The 17100-nt window shown below is 60.0% G+C and carries 17 protein-coding genes and 1 pseudogene; 11 read left to right on the top strand and 7 right to left on the bottom strand.

The window, feature by feature from the left end; genetic code table 11:
- Together JCM15831_RS19360 and recA are read left to right on the top strand one after the other, a co-directional pair.
- On the top strand, window positions 1–1111 hold a 1111-nt coding region (locus JCM15831_RS19360; RefSeq protein WP_156938911.1), incomplete at its 5' end, for a gamma-glutamyltransferase.
- A 181-nt stretch (window positions 1112–1292) separates the two neighbouring features.
- Window positions 1293–2333: a recombinase RecA gene (gene recA / locus JCM15831_RS13945; RefSeq protein ID WP_025824726.1), complete on the top strand. Its 1041-nt coding sequence runs from the start codon at window positions 1293–1295 to the stop codon at window positions 2331–2333.
- A 168-nt stretch (window positions 2334–2501) separates the two neighbouring features.
- Here the strand turns inward: recA and JCM15831_RS19355 are convergent.
- Both JCM15831_RS19355 and folD read right to left on the bottom strand, forming a co-directional pair.
- Window positions 2502–3247, bottom strand: a pseudogene (locus JCM15831_RS19355) (methylenetetrahydrofolate reductase).
- On the bottom strand, window positions 3244–4140 hold the full coding sequence (gene folD, locus JCM15831_RS13935; RefSeq protein WP_025824725.1) for a bifunctional methylenetetrahydrofolate dehydrogenase/methenyltetrahydrofolate cyclohydrolase FolD: 897 nt from the start codon (window positions 4138–4140) through the stop codon (window positions 3244–3246). Before folD ends, JCM15831_RS19355 begins: the two are co-directional and overlap by 4 nt.
- Before the next feature lie 78 nt (window positions 4141–4218).
- Here folD and JCM15831_RS23725 point away from each other — a divergent pair, with 78 nt between their 5' ends.
- Together JCM15831_RS23725 and JCM15831_RS23720 are read left to right on the top strand one after the other, a co-directional pair.
- On the top strand, window positions 4219–4878 hold the full coding sequence (locus tag JCM15831_RS23725; RefSeq protein ID WP_306301859.1) for a threonine aldolase family protein: 660 nt from the start codon (window positions 4219–4221) through the stop codon (window positions 4876–4878).
- Window positions 4875–5264, top strand: coding sequence for a hypothetical protein (locus tag JCM15831_RS23720; protein ID WP_306301858.1), 390 nt, complete (start codon window positions 4875–4877; stop codon window positions 5262–5264). Before JCM15831_RS23725 ends, JCM15831_RS23720 begins: the two co-directional genes overlap by 4 nt.
- A gap of 73 nt (window positions 5265–5337) precedes the next feature.
- Here JCM15831_RS23720 and JCM15831_RS13925 read toward each other — a convergent pair whose 3' ends face one another.
- Window positions 5338–6606, bottom strand: coding sequence for an outer membrane beta-barrel protein (locus tag JCM15831_RS13925; protein WP_025824724.1), 1269 nt, complete (start codon window positions 6604–6606; stop codon window positions 5338–5340).
- A 232-nt stretch (window positions 6607–6838) separates the two neighbouring features.
- Here JCM15831_RS13925 and JCM15831_RS13920 point away from each other — a divergent pair, with 232 nt between their 5' ends.
- Window positions 6839–7510 carry an SGNH/GDSL hydrolase family protein gene (locus tag JCM15831_RS13920; protein ID WP_025824723.1) on the top strand — a complete coding sequence of 224 codons (672 nt, stop codon included), beginning with the start codon at window positions 6839–6841 and terminating at the stop codon, window positions 7508–7510.
- Between the two features lie 142 nt (window positions 7511–7652).
- Window positions 7653–9869, top strand: a complete 2217-nt coding sequence (locus JCM15831_RS13915; protein ID WP_025824722.1) for a TonB-dependent siderophore receptor — start codon at window positions 7653–7655, stop codon at window positions 9867–9869.
- Between the two features lie 36 nt (window positions 9870–9905).
- Here JCM15831_RS13915 and JCM15831_RS13910 read toward each other — a convergent pair whose 3' ends face one another.
- The 3 genes from JCM15831_RS13910 to JCM15831_RS13900 form a co-directional block, all read right to left on the bottom strand.
- Window positions 9906–10850, bottom strand: coding sequence for a nucleoside hydrolase (locus JCM15831_RS13910; RefSeq protein ID WP_025824721.1), 945 nt, complete (start codon window positions 10848–10850; stop codon window positions 9906–9908).
- 4 nt (window positions 10851–10854) lie between these two features.
- Entirely contained in the window at window positions 10855–11127 is a 273-nt protein-coding gene (locus tag JCM15831_RS13905; protein WP_025824720.1) for a DUF3297 family protein, read from the bottom strand.
- A 157-nt stretch (window positions 11128–11284) separates the two neighbouring features.
- Window positions 11285–12781 (bottom strand): CoA-acylating methylmalonate-semialdehyde dehydrogenase, encoded by a 1497-nt coding sequence (locus JCM15831_RS13900; RefSeq protein WP_025824719.1) that lies wholly within the window; start codon window positions 12779–12781, stop codon window positions 11285–11287.
- Window positions 12782–13208: 427 nt separating this feature from the next.
- Between JCM15831_RS13900 and JCM15831_RS13895 the strand changes: the two genes are divergently transcribed.
- The 3 genes from JCM15831_RS13895 to JCM15831_RS13885 all read left to right on the top strand — a co-directional run bounded on the left by JCM15831_RS13895 (window position 13209) and on the right by JCM15831_RS13885 (window position 15099).
- Complete coding sequence (locus JCM15831_RS13895) at window positions 13209–14375, top strand: alpha/beta fold hydrolase (RefSeq protein ID WP_025824718.1); 1167 nt, start codon at window positions 13209–13211, stop codon at window positions 14373–14375.
- A 158-nt stretch (window positions 14376–14533) separates the two neighbouring features.
- A complete protein-coding gene (locus JCM15831_RS13890; protein ID WP_025824717.1) occupies window positions 14534–14914 on the top strand; it encodes a hypothetical protein in 381 nt (126 codons plus the stop codon).
- A complete protein-coding gene (locus JCM15831_RS13885) occupies window positions 14911–15099 on the top strand; it encodes a helix-turn-helix transcriptional regulator (RefSeq protein ID WP_025824716.1) in 189 nt (62 codons plus the stop codon). The genes JCM15831_RS13890 and JCM15831_RS13885 overlap by 4 nt, the downstream gene beginning before the upstream one ends.
- A gap of 64 nt (window positions 15100–15163) precedes the next feature.
- Here JCM15831_RS13885 and serB read toward each other — a convergent pair whose 3' ends face one another.
- The gene (gene serB, locus JCM15831_RS19340) at window positions 15164–15790 is read right to left on the bottom strand and encodes a phosphoserine phosphatase SerB (RefSeq protein WP_306301857.1); all 627 of its coding nucleotides are present in this window, start codon (window positions 15788–15790) and stop codon (window positions 15164–15166) included.
- Here serB and JCM15831_RS23715 point away from each other — a divergent pair.
- Window positions 15789–15965 (top strand): hypothetical protein, encoded by a 177-nt coding sequence (locus tag JCM15831_RS23715; RefSeq protein ID WP_306301856.1) that lies wholly within the window; start codon window positions 15789–15791, stop codon window positions 15963–15965. The two genes, serB and JCM15831_RS23715, sit on opposite strands and share 2 nt — an antisense overlap.
- Window positions 15966–16094: 129 nt before the next feature.
- Window positions 16095–17078 (top strand): tRNA (adenosine(37)-N6)-dimethylallyltransferase MiaA, encoded by a 984-nt coding sequence (gene miaA / locus JCM15831_RS13875; protein WP_025824715.1) that lies wholly within the window; start codon window positions 16095–16097, stop codon window positions 17076–17078.
- Window positions 17079–17100: the final 22 nt, after the last annotated feature.

The following is a 17100-nucleotide window of genomic DNA, read 5'->3' as shown; positions in this document are numbered from 1 at the left end:
CTCTTGGCGGCGGCGGGGGCCTGTCTGGTCAGCCGTGGCAGCGAGGCGCCTCAGGCGTTTTGTCTTCCTGCCGGCAGCGGGGCCTGCAACGGTGTCCACGCGTCAGGCTGCGATTCCCATGACCCCGCGCGGGCTGTTCACCATGCAGCTCCGCTATGGCACCGTCGAATTTGCCGATCTGCTCGGCCCGTCCGTCCGCCTTGCACGCAGCGGAACGACCGTCAGTCGCGTTCTGGCTCAGGATATCGCTGCCGTTCAAACAGCGCTCTTTGCAGACGATGCCGCGCGTACCGTTTTCAGCCGTCCGGATGGAACCCCACTTCAGAATGGCGACGCGCTGGTTCAGCCCCAGCTGGCAAGCTTCCTTGAGCGTATGACCAATCTTGGCGTTGGCGACCTGTATAACGGTGCTCTTGGCGGTATTTTCGTTGATGGCGCCAACAAGGCCGGTGGCGGCCTGTCGACGGCGTCGATGCGCGCCGCAATGCCGATGCAGCTCGCGGCTCTTCAGGTGGAACAGAACGGTTATACGGCCTCCTTCCTTCCGCCCCCAGCAGATGGCGGTCTCGGTGCGGCCTCGGCCTTCCAGTCAGGCGGGTCGGCTCAGGCTGCCGTGTCCACCTGGCGGAGCGAAGACCGTCATGGTCTGAGTGGCGATGCCCTGTTGAGCGCAGCACAGACCCTGATCAATTCGGGATCCAGCCGGTCGGGCTCGCTGCCAGCTCTGCCAGCATCGACCTCTTTCGTCGTGACAGACAATAAGGGCGGGGCTGTCGCCTGCGCCCTGACCGATAATAATCTGTTCGGGACCGGGCGTATCGCGGATGGCACGGGCGTTCTGCTTGCGGCAGCCCCGGGCCGTTATCCGGCACCGCTGCTTTCTGCGGCCATTGTGCAGAGGCGGGGTTATCTCGTCGGCGCTCTGGCCAGCTCTGGCCAGAACGGCGCTGCCGATGCGCTGGCAGCCGCAACACATGCGGCGATCTCCGGTGCAGAGGTGCCCCATGAAGGGCAGGGCCGCGTCAACGCGTCGCTCTGCTCAAGCGGTCAGTGTCACGGTGACACCGATCCACGTGGCGGCGGCCTCTCGGTCGGCAGCGTGAATAACTGATCTGAGGTATGTCTCATGCCCCCTCTTCGGAGGGGGCATTTTTCGTTCAGCCCCCTTGTGCAATGGGGGATGATCATGATATGTTCCCCAGAACAAAAGTGAACGAATAACACGAATCGCCTTGTGCCCGATTGCCGTACCTACGGAGTTCGGCAAAACTGGCGGGAGCGGAGGACAGGACATGAGCGTAGACAGGACGAAAGCACTCGAGGGTGCACTGAGTCAGATCGAACGTGCTTTCGGCAAAGGCTCGATCATGCGTATGGGGCAGCGCCCCAAGGAGCAGGCCGATGTGATCTCGACCGGCTCGCTCGGTCTGGATATCGGTCTTGGGATCGGTGGCCTGCCGCGTGGACGCATCGTCGAGATTTATGGCCCGGAAAGCTCGGGCAAGACGACACTGGCCCTGCACGCCATTGCCGAGGCCCAGAAAAAGGGCGGTACCTGCGCTTTCATCGATGCCGAACACGCGCTCGATCCCGGCTATGCCCGCAAGCTGGGCGTGGACGTGGACAATCTCCTGCTCAGCCAGCCCGATGCCGGTGAGCAGGCGCTTGAAATTGCCGATACCCTCGTCCGTTCAGGCGCTGTCGATGTGCTGGTAGTCGACTCTGTGGCAGCTCTCGTGCCGCGTGCCGAGCTTGAGGGCGATATGGGCGACAGCCATGTCGGTCTTCATGCCCGACTGATGAGCCAGGCACTGCGCAAGCTGACCGGCACCGTCTCGCGCTCGAACACCATGATCATCTTCCTGAACCAGATCCGGATGAAGATCGGCGTGATGTTCGGCAATCCCGAGACGACAACCGGCGGAAATGCGCTGAAGTTCTATGCGTCGGTGCGTCTGGATATCCGTCGTATCGGTTCCATCAAGGACCGTGACGAGGTCGTTGGCAACCAGACCCGGGTGAAGGTGGTCAAGAACAAGATGGCCCCGCCTTTCCGTCAGGTCGAATTCGACATCATGTATGGCGAGGGGATCAGCAAGGTCGGCGAACTCATCGATCTGGGTGTGAAAGCCAATATCGTCGAGAAATCCGGTGCCTGGTTCTCATATGACAGCACCCGCGTGGGTCAGGGCCGGGAAAATGCCAAGCAGTTTCTGCGCGACCACCCCGAGATGGCTGCGGACATCGAGCGTCGTATCCGCGAACAATCCGGTGTCGTTGCGGAAGCTTTGATGACGACTCCTGAAGAGCAGGACGACGACAGCGAAGGCTGAATGCTCAGGATGCAGGGTTCTCTCCCTGCATCTCTCAGAGAACGGCCTTTCCTCGTGAGGCCGTGACCAAGACGATGTTACTCACTGGGGCGCAGTCGTGTTCCGTGAGATTTTGCGGGGCTGAAGATGTCCCCGCCATTGATCGGCGGGTGACGTCCTCTGAAGCGATCAGCTTTTCAGAAGATTGCTCAGGGGAGCCAGATACGCGTCAAGGGCGACACGCAGCGGCATCAGATAGGCGTTGCCACCCAGTGCCCGGATATCGGTCAGCAGCGTTCTGGCAAAAGCCACGTTCGCGTCCAGACTGGGGTCGAAGTCACGGGGAAAGACCACGTGATTGACCCTTTCCCAATAAGCCCGTGACTTCGGACCGATCACGGGAGAGATCCCCCAGAAGACGCAATCATCCTCCAGCCACGAGGCGCTGAGGTCGAACATGCGCCGATCGAAGAGAGGCTGCGTGAAAAAACCGGCAGCGCCCGCGTCGCGCTTTTGCTTGACGTCTTCGAGTTCCTGCCAGGGCGCGCGCCGATAAGGGTCGAAAGCTGCATAGACTTTCAGATGGGGCGCTTCCCGCTGATAGCGCGCAATGATCTGCGCTGAGCTGTTGGGCCAGACGCGGTGCGTCTCGTCCGGGGGCGGGTCGCCCGCAACGACCAGAATTTCCTCAATACCTTCCTGCTCGGCGCAGGGCAGGGGCGCGTCCGGCGCGATGTCGATCGCCCGGATATGCGGTATTGCGGTAAATCCCTGAGCACGGGCAAGGGCGGCCCCCTCCCATGCACGCAAGGCAGGCGCAGCAGATCGGGCAGATTGATGGTGCTGATGTCGGGGGCAATCTGCCGAACCTGTGTGAGATCGGCATTCAGATTGTCTGCGTCGCGCGGAATAAGCTCGATAGCGATGCGGGTCATGCGCTGTGAGGCTCCAGGACCTGACGGGCCGCCTGCAGGGTATTGTGCAGCAGGCAGGCGATGGTCATGGGGCCGACGCCACCGGGAACGGGCGTGATGTGGCCTGCAATTGGCGCAGCCTCATCGAAAGCAACGTCGCCAACCAGACGCGTCTTGCCATCCGGCAGGGAGATGCGGGTAATCCCAACATCGATCACGGTGGCGCCGGGCTTGATCCAGTCGCCTCGAACCAGGCCGTTCTTGCCTGTCGCGACCACAAGAATATCGCCCTCGAGGGCCAGCGCACGGGTATCGCGCGTGTCGATATGGCCGACCGAGACAGTGCAGCCTTCTTTCAGAAGGAGCTGAGCCATGGGCTTGCCGACGAGGTTGGACGCGCCGATGATAACGGCATGAAGGCCGCGCAGGGTGGGGAGCGTTTCCTTGATGAGCATGAGACAGCCCAGCGGCGTGCAAGGAACGAGCCCGTCAATGCCGAGGCTCAGACGTCCGGCATTGACCTCGCCCAGACCATCGACATCCTTATGGGGGGCAATGGCATTGGTCACGACGATCGGGTCGATCTGGGATGGCAGAGGCAGCTGCACCAGAATACCGTGAATCTGCGGGTCGGCATTCAGACGCGCAATCAGATCCAGCAATTCGTCCTGATCTGTCGTCTCTGGTAGCATATGCATGAAAGAGCGCATTCCGGCGCGGTGCGTCTGAATCGCCTTGTTCTTGACGTAGACCTCGCTTGCAGGATCGTTGCCGACAAGCACGACGGCGAGACCCGGGATTTTACCTGTGCGCTCTCGCAGCGCCTCGGCTTCGGCTTTGACACGATCCGTCAGGCTGCGGGCAATGGCCTTGCCGTCGATGATCTTTCCTGACAGCGCCGGATCGTGTTTCATGCGGGGGGATTCCTGTTGCAGGGGGCCAACTCGGGCGAAGACTCGCGGCGCGGCCTGATAACAAAGTGAGGAACGTAAGTGACTGAGGCAATACGCAAGAACTTCGCGAGTGACAACATCGCGCCAGTCTGTCCGGAAGTCATGGCGGCGCTTGAGCGCGTCAATCATGGTTCGGCTGCCGCTTATGGCGAAGATCCTGCAACTGCCGCGCTGACAGCGCTCGTGAAAGATGTCTTCGAGCACGATGCCTGGGTCTTTCCTGTCGCAACCGGGACGGCGGCCAATAGTCTGGCGCTCTCGGCGGCAACAGACCCGTTCGGTGCTGTCGTGTGCGATCAGAGTGCCCATATCGCCAATGATGAGGGCGGCGCTCCGGAATTTTTCATGCACGGGGCCAAGCTGGTGCCGATCCCCTCCGCCGACGGGCGCATGGATGTTGCGGATCTGGATCGCGCGCTGACCGCCAATGAAGGTCACGGCGTGCATACGAGCCCGATCCAAACCCTGTCCCTGACGCAGAGTACGGAATGGGGCACGGTCTACACGCTCGATCATCTCCAGGGGCTGACAGCGCGAGCCCGTGAGGCCGGGTTGAACACCCATCTGGATGGGGCCCGTCTCGGCAACGCGATTGCGGCTCTGGGGTGCCGCCCTGCCGATGTGAGCTGGCGGGCCGGCTTCGACATGCTGAGCTTCGGCGGCACAAAGAACGGCGCCATGGCTGCGAGGCAGTCGTGATCTTTCGTGAGGATCTGGCGAAGAATTTTCTACGCCGGATCAAGCGCGGTGGTCATCTCTGGTCCAAGCAGCGTTATCTGAGCGCCCAGATACATGCGCTTCTCGAAAACGATCTCTGGCTGCGTCATGCGGCTCATGCCAACACCATGGCGCAACGTCTGGCCCACGGGTTGCGTCGACACCCTGCTGCGGCACTGCCGTTTGAGGTGAAGGGCAATGAGGTGTTCGTGGTCCTGCCCGAAGTGATCGTGGCGTCTCTGGAAGAGCAAGGCTACGGCTTTTATCGCTGGACCAACCCGCCCGGCCTGGATGGGGTGCTGATCCGGCTGGTGACCTGCTGGGCGACCGAGGCGCGTGACGTGGACGGGTTGCTGTCGGCCCTCTGAAACGAGGCAGACATCAAAAAGCGCGGCTCCTTTTTGAAGAGCCGCGCTTTTTTGTTTTGAGGTCAGAGAGGCCTTAGAAACCGATCATCGCATCGCCACCGAAGGTGAAGACACCGGTGTTACGGTTGTTGTTGAAGGGCGATGTGCCATTCAGAGACCGGTCAAAGCGAATTTCGGGACGCAAGGCAAAAACCCGGATGCCGTGACCGAGATCGGGCTTGTAGGTCACACCGAGTGTAAGCGCACCATAAGTGGTGGGTGCAGCCGTCTCGGACGGGGCATAGTTTCCGGCGAGGGCGTCCATATAGGACTGGTTGGTCAGGAAGCTTGCAACGAAAAGCCCGGTGTTATCGCGATAAAGCTCTCCGCGATAATTGAAGGTCAGGCTCGGGGTAATCTTGTAGGCAGCAAAGGTGACGACGCTCCATGTCTCGGCGCGCAGACCGTCATCATGGAGGAAATTGAATTCTCCGGTCAGGGAAAGCTTGTCGTTGACCGTGTAATAGGCAGAGAGATCGTTCCACCAGCGTTGCGCCGTATTGGCGCGCGGGCCGAGAACAGCCACGGCATTTTCAGGGCCGACACGAGACAGTTCGACGATGTTGAGCTTGCCGTTGGCGAGGCCGTTCACGTTGAAGCCGAAATAGCCCGCGGCAGCATTGTTATTGTCGCGCTTGCCGAACGTTGTCTGGTTTCCGGTATCGACACCGAAATTGAAGTCGAACATCGGTGAGATATGCCAGTGGAACATGGCCCCAAGATGTTCGAACGGCACGGAATACTGAGACGTGTAGGCCAGCGTATAAAAAGGCCGCACAGTAGGGTCCAGAACCTCGACGCCCATAGGCGCCTGCAGAATGCCTGCCTGCATATCGAGTCCCCCTTTGGTGAACCAGGGGGCATGAACATCGACATGAGCCTGTGCAGGGATGATCTGATACCGCGAACGCAGCAAGGTGTCGGAAACGCCGAGCAGATGGTAGTAGCGCGCATCGGAGCCATAGAGACCCTGCAGCACAAAGCCCACCTGATAGTCCTGCTTCGTGGAATCGATCGCCTTGGTCAGGGTGAGATCGACCTGGTTCAACTGCGGCTGATTGGCGCGGTTACCGAAGAAGTTGCCGAAATCCACGCCGTTATCCGGGCGAGCCGGGTTGGCCGTGATACCGCCCTCGAGCAGACCGGTAAGGACGATGTCCTGCAGCCAGGGGCTCGACGCTGACTTGAACACGGAAATCTGCGCGTGCGCTGAGTTATGCACTGCCGCAGAGGCAATCAGGGTCAGCGCGCCGGTCGCAACAGATTTGCGACAACGGCGCGACAAGGAGCGTAGCAGGTTCATAACCCGTCCTTACAAAAGGGCCCTTCCGGGCAATTTCGTTTCAATTTCGTCAGTTTATTTTGGAATAAAAATAGTATCAAGAAGGTAACATAATTTCATACAATGACCGCGGAGCTCGCTGGATCGTTCTGCTCGTCACCGGACAGATCTTCAAAAGGGGTTCTGTTACAGCTCGACAAGCCGTAGCATCCCGATGCGGGGCTGGCCTTCATCCCCTTTCAGGAGCTGTGACATGACCCCTCGTCATATCCTTTGTTTCGGTGATTCCCTGACCTGGGGCTGGAAACCGGTCGAGGAGGGGACGCCGACGACGCGCTACGACGTCACCGAGCGCTGGACTGGCGTCATGGCACGCCTTCTTGGCAGCTCGTATCGCGTGGTCGAAGAAGGGCTGAGTGCTCGCACGACGTCGATCACGGATCCCAACGACTCCCGTCTTGATGGGTCGGCTTATCTGCCGACAGCGCTGGCCAGCCATTTGCCGCTCGATCTTGTGATTGTCATGCTGGGCACGAATGACGCCAAGGCAGCCTATCGACGCACGCCTCACGACATTGCACTCGGGATGGCAAAGCTGGTCGGACAGGTGAAGGGCAGTGCCGGAGGTGTCGGCACAGCCTATCCGGCGCCACGCATGTTGATTGTCGCGCCACCGCCGCTGGGCACAATTCCGGGTGGCTGGCTTGCTGCACAGTTCAGTGAGGGGGCTGCATCGAAGATTGCCTCATTGCCAGAGCATTATGCGGCCCTGGCGAAGGCGAAAGATGTCGGGTTTCTCGATGCAGGGCGGCATCTCACCACGGACGGATGCGATGGTGTCCATTTCACCCTAGAAAATAATGCCGCTCTGGGACGCGCTGTTGCCGAGAAGGTTCGCGCGATGCTGGGAGACCTCGGGGTATAGCCGTTTCTCTAACGGTTCATAACGGTATGGTGATATTTGCGCCACAGCGACGTGCGATAAACGTAATAGGTCATTAACTTAAATTGCGAATGACTCGCAGTAACGCTAATCGTCTGCCGGTTTTTAACGGCAGGACAATTCTATGCGTGCGGATTTTACCCGTTTCGGTCTGGCGATGTGCGTCTCTCTGACCGCCTTGATGGCGGGGAGCGCAGGGGCGCAGGAAAAACATCAGAGTGAGAAGGCCCAGCCCGGCGAGCGCATCGCGTCCAGCCAGGCTGTTCCCCGGGCTGCAGCGTCAGCCAGGGCGAAAAACGTCGAGCGGCTGACCGTTCACGGTCAGAAAGGCGCAACCCTGGCCTCATCGTCAACCAAGTCGAACACGCCGTTAATCGAGACAGCGCAATCGGTCACTGTCGTAACGCGCAACGAGATGGATATCAGGGGTGTTCTGACGCTCAATCAGGCCATTCGTTATGCGGCGGGGATCACGCCGGATCTGCGCGGCGGTGTCGGCACGCGCTACGACCTTTTCCAGCTGCGTGGCTTTACCATTCCCGAGTTTCTCGACGGGTTGCGTCTGCAGGACAGCCCGACCGGCTATGCCATCGCGCAGATCGACACGTCACGTCTGGAACGTCTGGAAATTCTCAAGGGACCGTCTTCAGCGCTGTATGGTCAGTCCAGTCCCGGTGGCCTTGTTGCTCTTTCGAGCAAGACCCCGATCGACAAGGCCTCTTACGGCTCGATCAACGCAACGGGCGGGATGTTCGATCTGTATCGTGTCGACGCCGATATGGGGGGCTACGCGACCAAAGACGGGTCGATCCGCTATCGCCTCTACGGAACGATCAACGGGCAGCATACCCAGCTGAGCCGTACGGGAAGCCGTCGTTTCTCCGCAACACCGACTGTCAGTTTTGGCGGGAACGGGCCTGACACGCTCACTTTGATCGGCAATTATCAGTACGATCCCGAAGCGGGTACTTATGGTGGCGTGCCGCTCGCAGGATCCCTGAAACCTGCGCCATTCGGTGGTTACCTGCCGCGTAATTTCTATGACGGGGACGCGCGTTTCGAGAAGTTCAACCGCAAGCACGGTGCCTTCACCTATATTTACACCCATCGTTTCAATAACGACTGGAGCTTTTCGACCCGTGGTCGTTATGACGACATCAAGACCCAATATCGAAGCGTCTATAACGCCGGCTTCTGGAACGCCGGTGGCATGTTGCCGCGCTATGGTTTCGGGACGACCGAGCACACGCATAATCTCGCTTTCGACAGCGGGTTCCACGGCAAGCTGCGTACCGGCCCTTTCACCCATCAGGTGATGGCGGGTTTCGACTATCAGCAACAATGGGCCGACGAGACAGCAGGGTCGAGCAATGCACCCGATCTGAATGTCTTCGCGCCGAATTACGACATGGGCATCGATCCGCTGACGACTTATGCGCGCTACAAGGTCAATTCACATCAGATCGGCCTTTACGGTCAGGATGAGATTCACTGGGGCGGGCTGGTTCTGACTGGGAGCCTGCGTAATGACTGGTTCCGGTCGCGTCAGATCGAATATCTGTCACCGTCGAACACCAAGCAGAGCCCAAGCCAGATCACCTGGCGCGCAGCCGGGCTCTATCATTTCAAGTTCGGTCTCGCGCCCTATATCAGTTACGCGACGTCGTTTCAGCCGCAGACCGGGGCAGTCTTGACCGATGGCGGCAGGACCACGGCTCAGGCCAGCCCGTCGATTGGCAAGCAGCTTGAAGGGGGGCTGAAATATCAGTTGCCCGGTACGCCGATCCTGCTGACAGCGGCAGGCTTTCATATCGAGCAGACCAACGTGCTCGTTGCCGTGCCCAACACCATTTACAATGTGCAAAACGGCCTTGTGCATTCCGATGGCTTCGAATTCGAGGCTCATATCGACAGCTGGCATAATCTGACGGTTGATGCGGCCGTGAGCGTGCAGCGCGTCAAGGATGATTCAACCGGTAAACCGCTTATCCAGTCCGGGCGGGGCAATGCTTCCCTGTTCGGGTTTTACACAATCCCGCAGGGGCGCTTCAAATCTCTCGGTCTCGGAGCCGGCATGCGTTATTCGGCCTCGGCTTATGGGGGTGAAGCTAGCTATGGCAGCGTGAAAGTGCCCCAATACGCCTTGTTCGACGCGTCTTTGCGTTACGATCTCGCCAATATGTCCAAGTCCCTCAAGGGATGGACCGTGGGCGCCAGCGTGCGCAACCTGTTCAACAAGAACTACGTGAGCAACTGCCTTGCTTACGCCTCTTATGGGCAGGAATTCTGCTATTACGGCGAACGTCGCAATGCCCAGGGCACGATCGGCTTCGCCTGGTAAGATAAGCGCTCCGGGTTGCGGCCCGGAGCGTCATTCTCAGGGCAGGCGCGACAGGCGTTCTGTCAGAACCTGATAGAATCCGTCTGAATCGACATCGCGTAGATAGAGCGCATTGGCGGGGCGGCCTGTCACGCTCCAGTAATCCACGACGGTCTGACCCGCCGATAACGGGCTCTGCGTTTCGATTTCGACATTGACCTGACGGCCCTGAAACAGATCGGGACGCAGAAGCCACATGATGGTGCAGGGGTCGTGCAAAGGCGCACCGGGCCAGCCGTATTTTTCGAGATCGAATCGCTCCGAAAACCCGAGCATTCCGCCTACGCAGCGCCCGGCAGCGTTGCCGATGGCGCGTATCCGCCCAAGGCGTGACGGCGTGGTCAGCACCTGATGCGTCACATCCAGCGGTAGCATGACGGTCGGCACTCCTGAAGCCAGCACGATGGCAGCGGCTTCAGGATCGACATAGGCATTGAACTCGGCATTGGGACTGATATTGCCGCCTTCGAAACACGCGCCGATCATGGACACCACGCGATTGATGCGAGGTGCGATATCGGGCGCCTTCTGAAGTGCGGTCGCCAGATTGGTCATCGGGCCGAGTGTGACGATTGTCAGGCTTCCCTCCGGCTCGTGACGGAGGGTCTCGATCAGAAACTCCACCGCATGGGGAGAGTCTGCCTGTTTGACCGGACGTGGCAGATCGGCGCCATCCAGCCCGCTCTCGCCATGAAGGTGTTCGGCTCGCACGGGGGGGCGCGAGAGAGGCAGGTCGCAACCGCTATGGAGCGGAATATCGGCGCGTCCGGCCAGTTCCAGTATGGCAGCGGCATTGCGCGTGGTGTTGGCAATGCCGCTATTGCCGCCCACTGTCAGGATCGCCTCAACCGTGATGTCTTCGGGGGAGGCCAGAGCCAGAAGAATGGCAACGGCGTCGTCCTGACCGGGATCGGTGTCGATGATGATCCGTGTGGGCGTCATGGGTTTACTCCTTGCCGGCTTCCCCGGCGGTCTCTCCTTCGGGGCCCTTGACCCAGGCCTCGACCGTGCCGGAAACCTTGATCGTCATCGGGTTGCCCTTGCGGTCAAGCGTCTTGCCAACAGCCAGACGAACCCAGCCTTCGCTGATGCAGTATTCCTGCACATTGGTGCGCTCTTCGCCATTAAAACGGATGCCGATGCCTTTTTCCAGCAGCGCTTCGTTGTGAAACGGGCTACCCGGTGTGGCGCTCAGACGGTCTGGCATGGTGTCGCTCATGGGATATCCTCCGGTTTGGCGCGGTGTTCCAGTTCTGGTCATGGGACATAGCCCGAGTTCCGACTTGCGCAAAGCGCCGGAACGCAAAACGGGCGCGAAGGTGGAACTTCGCGCCCGTTTGGGGCTGTTTTACGGCGCAGCATGCCGTTCTCGTGTTTTAACCGAGGGTCGGCATGACGAAATCGGCACCCTGACGGATGCCGGTCGGCCAGCGCGAGGTGACAGCCTTGTATTTGGTAAAGAAACGAACTCCCTCTGATCCGTGCATGTGATGGTCACCAAAGAGCGACGCCTTCCAGCCACCGAAGGAATGGAAAGACATCGGCACGGGGATGGGCACATTAACGCCGACCATGCCGGCCTGCACGCGGTGTGTGAAACTGCGGGCGCTATCGCCATCGCGGGTGAAGATGGCGGTGCCATTGCCGAATTCATGCTCGTTGACCAGCTTCAGTGCGGCTTCGAAGTCAGGCACGCGCACCACGGCCAGAACAGGCCCGAAAATCTCTTCGCGGTAGATCCGCATTTCAGGTGTGACATGGTCGAAAAGCGACCCGCCGATGAAAAAACCTTCCGGATGCTGGGGCGATTTGTAATCGCGTCCATCGACCAGAAGCGTGGCGCCTTCTTCCGCGCCAATCGAGACATAGGACGCGACCTTTTCACGGTGGATCTGTGTCACCAGCGGCCCCATTTCGGTGGCGTCTTCCGTGCCGTTGCCGATCTTGAGCGCCTTGACCTTGGGGATCAGCTTTTCAATCAGCGTATCGGCAACGGGTCCGACGGCAACCGCCACCGAGATCGCCATGCAGCGTTCACCGGCTGAGCCATAAGCGGCTCCCATAAGGGCATCGACCGTCTTGTCGAGATCGCAATCAGGCATGATCACAGCGTGGTTTTTGGCCCCGCCCAGTGCCTGCACTCGCTTGCCATGCGCCACACCGGTCTCGTGAATGTAGCGGGCAATCGGGGTCGAGCCGACAAAGCTGATGGCCTGCACATCCGGGTGTTTGAGCAGAGCGTCGACCACAATCTTGTCGCCATGCACAACCTGGAACACGCCGTCGGGGAGGCCTGCCTGCTTGAGCAGATCGGCCAGAATGAGCGAGGCAGAGGGATCGCGCTCTGAAGGCTTGAGGATGAAGCAATTACCGCAGGCCAGTGCCATCGGGGCCATCCAAAGCGGCACCATGACCGGGAAGTTGAAAGGCGTGATACCGGCAACGACACCGAGCGGCTGGCGCATCGACCAGGCATCGATCCCGCGCCCGACCTGCTCGGTAAACTCGCCTTTCAGAAGCTCCGGCGCACCGGTTGCGAACTCGACCACTTCCATCCCGCGCGTCACTTCCCCGAGCGCGTCCGACAGAACCTTGCCGTGCTCGGCGGTGATGACAGCGGCCAGATCGCGGGCATGCTTTTCGATCAGATCGCGAAAGCGAAAGAGCACGCGTGCACGGGCGAGCGGTGTTGTCTGCGCCCAGCCGGGGAAGGCAGCTTTCGCAGCAGCGACAGCCTCATCGACGTCATGGGTGTTGCCGAGCGCGAGCTGCGCTGTGACTTTTCCTGTGGCGGGGTTGAACACCTTGCCTCGCTCCTGGCCATGACCGTCGGTCAGAGATCCGTTGATGTGATGCTGGATCAGACTGCTCATACTCGTGTTCCTCTTTCGTGCATCCGGTCCAAGGTCGATGGACCTTCGGCCGACGCGGCAGGTATAGCACCGGGCTCGGCCCCTCTCCCGGTTTTCAGAGAGGTCGTTGTTACAGCTTCAGGCGTTTCGACCGGCAGACCGCTCTCAAGCTGAAACCGATATCAAAGAAAATAATATTCTCTTTTGACTTTATTAAAGGAAAAAATATTCCCTTTGCGGATGATAAGCTTCACGTTCGGGTGAAAGCTGTTTCTTCCGCCGCTGCGGATTAATGCTTCCTGTGCTCGCTCGCCTGCGCTTCGCGTCTCGAGAGGAAACCCTTTGGGGCATAATGGCCCTCCTGTCAGGGTTTTTTGGGTGATGCCGAACCCGGGCTGGTTCACTGCGTTAAGGGTCACCTGTTTTTGCCTTCGACGACTGGGGTCCGATGCGTTCTTTTACTGCCCTGATGGCTTTTTCCGCTATTGCCGTGAGTGCCGGTATTCTGAGCGCCTGCGCCATGAATGCTGACGAAGATGCCGAATCGCGCTTTACCCCCGTTGCTGCCGGGCAAGCCATCAAGCTTGAACAGAAGAACGCGCCGGTTGCAGGCTCGACCTATCGAATGGCCTATCGCAGCACCGACGCGCATAATCCCACGCATCTCGTTGCCGTCTCCTCTGAAGTCATGATCCCCCGTGGGGCCCCGCCCGCAGGTGGCTGGCCCGTTCTGGCATGGGCGCATGGAACAAGCGGGATCGGCCTCACCTGTGCGCCTTCCGTCATGGGGATTGGCGGGCCGCAAGCCAGCTTCTATTCCCGCTGGCTTCGTCGAGGTTACGCGATCGTCGCGACAGACTATCCGGGTCTCGGAGAGCCCGGCGCCGCCCTTTATCTGCACGCAAAATCCGAAGGCATGGCGGTGCTCGACTCCGTGCGCGCTGCCCGTCGCCGCTTTTCGTCGTTGAGCGGTCATGTCGTTTTGCTGGGTCACGATCAGGGCGCACAAGCGGTGCTGGCGGCGTCAGCGCTGGCGAAAAGCTATGCGCCGAGCCTCCAGATCAAAGGCACGATCGCTTTGGGGGCTCCGTATTTCGACAGCAATTCCGGCCATATTCTGAATCAGCCGCGTGGCGCCCGCCGTTTTGCACCGGGTGTGGTTTATGGCCTCCTGCTCGGGGCCTCCCTCGGTTCAGCCGATCCTGGCTTCGATGCATCACGGGCCTTCAAGCCTCGTGCGCTCCCCTATTATCGCAAGGCGACCGAGCTGTGTCGTGGTGACTTCTTTGGCGCTGTCGAGCATGCTGGCCTGACTCCTGACAACACATTCCAGCCCGACGCCGAGCAGGCGCTCGCCCCTGCGCTGAACTGGGCACGTTATCCGTCGCTCGCTCTGACGTCTCCCGTCATGCTGGGCATTGCCAGCAATGATTCGCAGATACCGCCTGCCCAGCAGGAAAAACTGAAGCAGGATCTCTGTGCAGCTGGAACGGTTGTGAGTGTTCACCATTACCGCGTCGAGCATTCCCCGCTTCTGAACGCCGCGGAGAGCGAAGCCCAGAACTTTGCTGATCGCAGCCTTCAGGGTGATGCCATTTCCTCGGATTGTCAGTGAGGTTTCAGCGGTTCCGGGCTTTGCCCTGAACCGCTAGAGGGCCGTCACTCAGTTTGAAAATTTCGTGTGAGAATATGACGTCATCTTGCATGTAAAGCTTGCTTTACACCCTTCTGGCTGCAATAGGGTGTAAAGGACACTTTACAGAGGCGGGAGTCATGTTCGATCACAAGCGTTTTGGATTAGAGCTGTTGAGTGCTTCGGTGCTTTATGGCGCGTTACTTCTCGCCGCGAACTGGATTGCCGACGGGTTTCACCCAGCCGGGTACGCACTCTATGCCCTCAGCATGGTGCCGATGATTGGCGCGATTGCGATGGCCTGGGCTATCCTGCGAGGACTAAACAGGATGGATGAATTGCAGCGCCGCGTGCAGTTCGACGCGATTGCGTTCTCGTTTCTTGGGACAGCTCTCATCACCTTTGGCTGGGGCTTTGCCGAAGACGCCGGTTTGCCTCATCTTCGGGCCTTTGCCGTCTGGCCGATCATGGCGGCCCTGTGGGTTGCCGGTATGATTGTCTCATGCTGGAAGTATCGATGAAGAACAGGATGCGTGAATTGCGCCTGTCGCAGGGGCTGAGCCAGAACGCGCTTGCTGAGATCCTCGGCGTATCGCGTCAGACAATCAACGCCATCGAAAATGAGCGCTACGACCCAAGTCTGCCTTTGGCTTTCGCCATAGCCAAAGCCTTCAATCTGTCCATCGAGGCGATCTTTATTCCCTGAGAGTCTCAATGACCCGGAAAGGGATCCGTCCTTCTCCGGGCTGTGGGACCGAGGCTTAGAGCCCTCAGTCTACAAAGGCACTCGCGGGATAGCCCTGAGCGAAGAGATGCGCCCGCAAGGTGGAATGATTGACCTGCATCTCGATCATCTGACGCACTTTGGGTTTGGCTTTATAGGCGATGCCCAGACCGGCCACGGCGAGCATGGGCAGATCGTTGGTGCCATCACCAGTGGTCAGGGCAGCTGACGCCTTCACGCCGCGTTCGTCCAGCAGGCGTTGCAGATGTTCTTCCTTGCTCTCCGGGCCGAGCACAGGGGCTGCCAGCTTTCCTGTGAACAGCCCGTTCTCGATGTCGAACTCGTTGCCGTAATGCTCATCGAAGCCACAGGCTTCGGCCACGCGGCTGGTGAAGAAGGTAAAGCCGCCCGAAACCAGCGCGGTACGGGCGTTATGGGCGCTCATTGTTCTCACCAGCGTGCGGGCGCCCGGATTGAGCTGCGATTTCTGCCAGACTTCCTCGAGGCACTGTGTCGACTTGCCGGCGAGCAGGGCGACGCGTGTGCGCAGGCTCTCTTCAAAATCGAGCTTGCCGTTCATGCTGTCGAGCGTCAGCTGCGCCACGTCATCCCCAACGCCGAGGAGGGCGGCAACTTCGTCGAGGCTCTCGCCATCGAGGATGGTGCTGTCCATGTCGGCCACGAGCACGGCCTTGCGCCGTCCGCGTGTTTTGACGAGCAGCGCATCGACCTTATGCCGGGCAAGGGTTGCGCGTATGGTCGTGATGGTCGGTGCACCGGGGGCGGGCGTCGGGCAGGGTATTTCGACGCTTCGCCCGCAGAAAGAACGACAGGGTCCTTGCCCTTGACCATGTTCCGCGCGATGTCGATGGCATCTTTGGACAGGGTGCCCTGTGCAGGGTCGGTAACGAGAACGAGAGCGTAAGGTAAGGTCATCTTGGCCCATCAAAGAAAAACGTCTGGGACAGTAAGACGCAATGGCTGATGCCCCGATCGCCCTTATTGTGGCGGGGCCGACCTGTTCGGGCAAGTCGGCTTTGGCCCTCTCTCTCGCCGAACATTTCGGCGGAACGGTAATCAATGCCGATTCCATGCAGGTCTATGCCGATCTCCATGTGCTGACGGCCCGCCCCGACGCGGCCGATGAGGCACGTGTCCCCCACCGCCTTTACGGCGTGCTTGACGCGGCCCAGCCGGGCAGTGTCGCCTGGTGGCGCGAGGCCGCCTTGACCGAGATGCAGTCAGCCTGGCCGCAGGGACGCATGCCCATCCTCTGTGGTGGCACAGGGATGTATCTGAGAGCGTTGCTGGACGGGCTGGTCGAGGTGCCGGAGCCGGGTGATGCAGCGCGTGAGGCCGCACGTTCGCTCGTCGCGGAGCAGGGAAGCGAGGCCGCTCACGCCCTTCTGATGCGTGAGGACCCGCAGACCGCGCAGACCCTGCGTCCCAGTGACGGTCAGAGAGTGGCGCGTGCGCTCGAAGTGCTGCGAGGGACGGGGCAGGGGCTTGTTTACTGGCGTAGCCAGCCGGGCTTGCCACCCGCGCCCTGCCGCTTTGTTTCCGTGAGGCTCGATCCCCCGCGCGACATCCTGCGGGCCGCGATCGCAGAGCGATTTGCGCAGATGATCGATTTGGGCGCGCTGGCGGAAGTCGAGCGACTTGTCGCGCGTGCGCTGTCCCCGGCCTTGCCTGCCATGCGTGCGCATGGCGTGCCTGAATTGAGCGCGACCCTTGCAGGAACGCTTACTCTGGACGAGGCTATCCATCGCGCTGTTATCGCGACAGGGCAGTATACGAGGCGTCAGGCCACGTGGTTCAACCACCATGCCTTGGGCGCAGAGCAGGATTGCATGATTTCCTTGCAAAGATATGGCAGGGATGCGCAACTTTCGAAAAGAGAATTCGAAAATATAGCAACTTTCATACAAAGTGCCATTGACGAAACGGCAGACAAGGCATAAACCCGCCCGCTCAATGAAAGGG

This window comes from Asaia astilbis JCM 15831 (assembly GCF_000613845.1).
Classification (GTDB): domain Bacteria; phylum Pseudomonadota; class Alphaproteobacteria; order Acetobacterales; family Acetobacteraceae; genus Asaia; species Asaia astilbis.
Note: the sequence above shows the minus strand (reverse complement) of the source record. Positions and strands in the feature narration are given on the sequence as shown.

Excerpts from the sequence above, each read along its gene's own strand:
- recA (WP_025824726.1), top strand. The coding sequence starts at position 1,293 with ATGAGCGTAGACAGGACGAAAGCACTCGAGGGTGCACTGAGTCAGATC.
- folD (WP_025824725.1), bottom strand. The coding sequence starts at position 4,140 with ATGAAACACGATCCGGCGCTGTCAGGAAAGATCATCGACGGCAAGGCC.
- JCM15831_RS13925 (WP_025824724.1), bottom strand. The coding sequence starts at position 6,606 with ATGAACCTGCTACGCTCCTTGTCGCGCCGTTGTCGCAAATCTGTTGCG.
- JCM15831_RS13920 (WP_025824723.1), top strand. The coding sequence starts at position 6,839 with ATGACCCCTCGTCATATCCTTTGTTTCGGTGATTCCCTGACCTGGGGC.
- JCM15831_RS13915 (WP_025824722.1), top strand. The coding sequence starts at position 7,653 with ATGCGTGCGGATTTTACCCGTTTCGGTCTGGCGATGTGCGTCTCTCTG.
- JCM15831_RS13910 (WP_025824721.1), bottom strand. The coding sequence starts at position 10,850 with ATGACGCCCACACGGATCATCATCGACACCGATCCCGGTCAGGACGAC.
- JCM15831_RS13905 (WP_025824720.1), bottom strand. The coding sequence starts at position 11,127 with ATGAGCGACACCATGCCAGACCGTCTGAGCGCCACACCGGGTAGCCCG.
- JCM15831_RS13900 (WP_025824719.1), bottom strand. The coding sequence starts at position 12,781 with ATGAGCAGTCTGATCCAGCATCACATCAACGGATCTCTGACCGACGGT.
- JCM15831_RS13895 (WP_025824718.1), top strand. The coding sequence starts at position 13,209 with ATGCGTTCTTTTACTGCCCTGATGGCTTTTTCCGCTATTGCCGTGAGT.
- JCM15831_RS13890 (WP_025824717.1), top strand. The coding sequence starts at position 14,534 with ATGTTCGATCACAAGCGTTTTGGATTAGAGCTGTTGAGTGCTTCGGTG.
- JCM15831_RS13885 (WP_025824716.1), top strand. The coding sequence starts at position 14,911 with ATGAAGAACAGGATGCGTGAATTGCGCCTGTCGCAGGGGCTGAGCCAG.
- JCM15831_RS23715 (WP_306301856.1), top strand. The coding sequence starts at position 15,789 with ATGTCGGCCACGAGCACGGCCTTGCGCCGTCCGCGTGTTTTGACGAGC.
- serB (WP_306301857.1), bottom strand. The coding sequence starts at position 15,790 with ATGGACAGCACCATCCTCGATGGCGAGAGCCTCGACGAAGTTGCCGCC.
- miaA (WP_025824715.1), top strand. The coding sequence starts at position 16,095 with ATGGCTGATGCCCCGATCGCCCTTATTGTGGCGGGGCCGACCTGTTCG.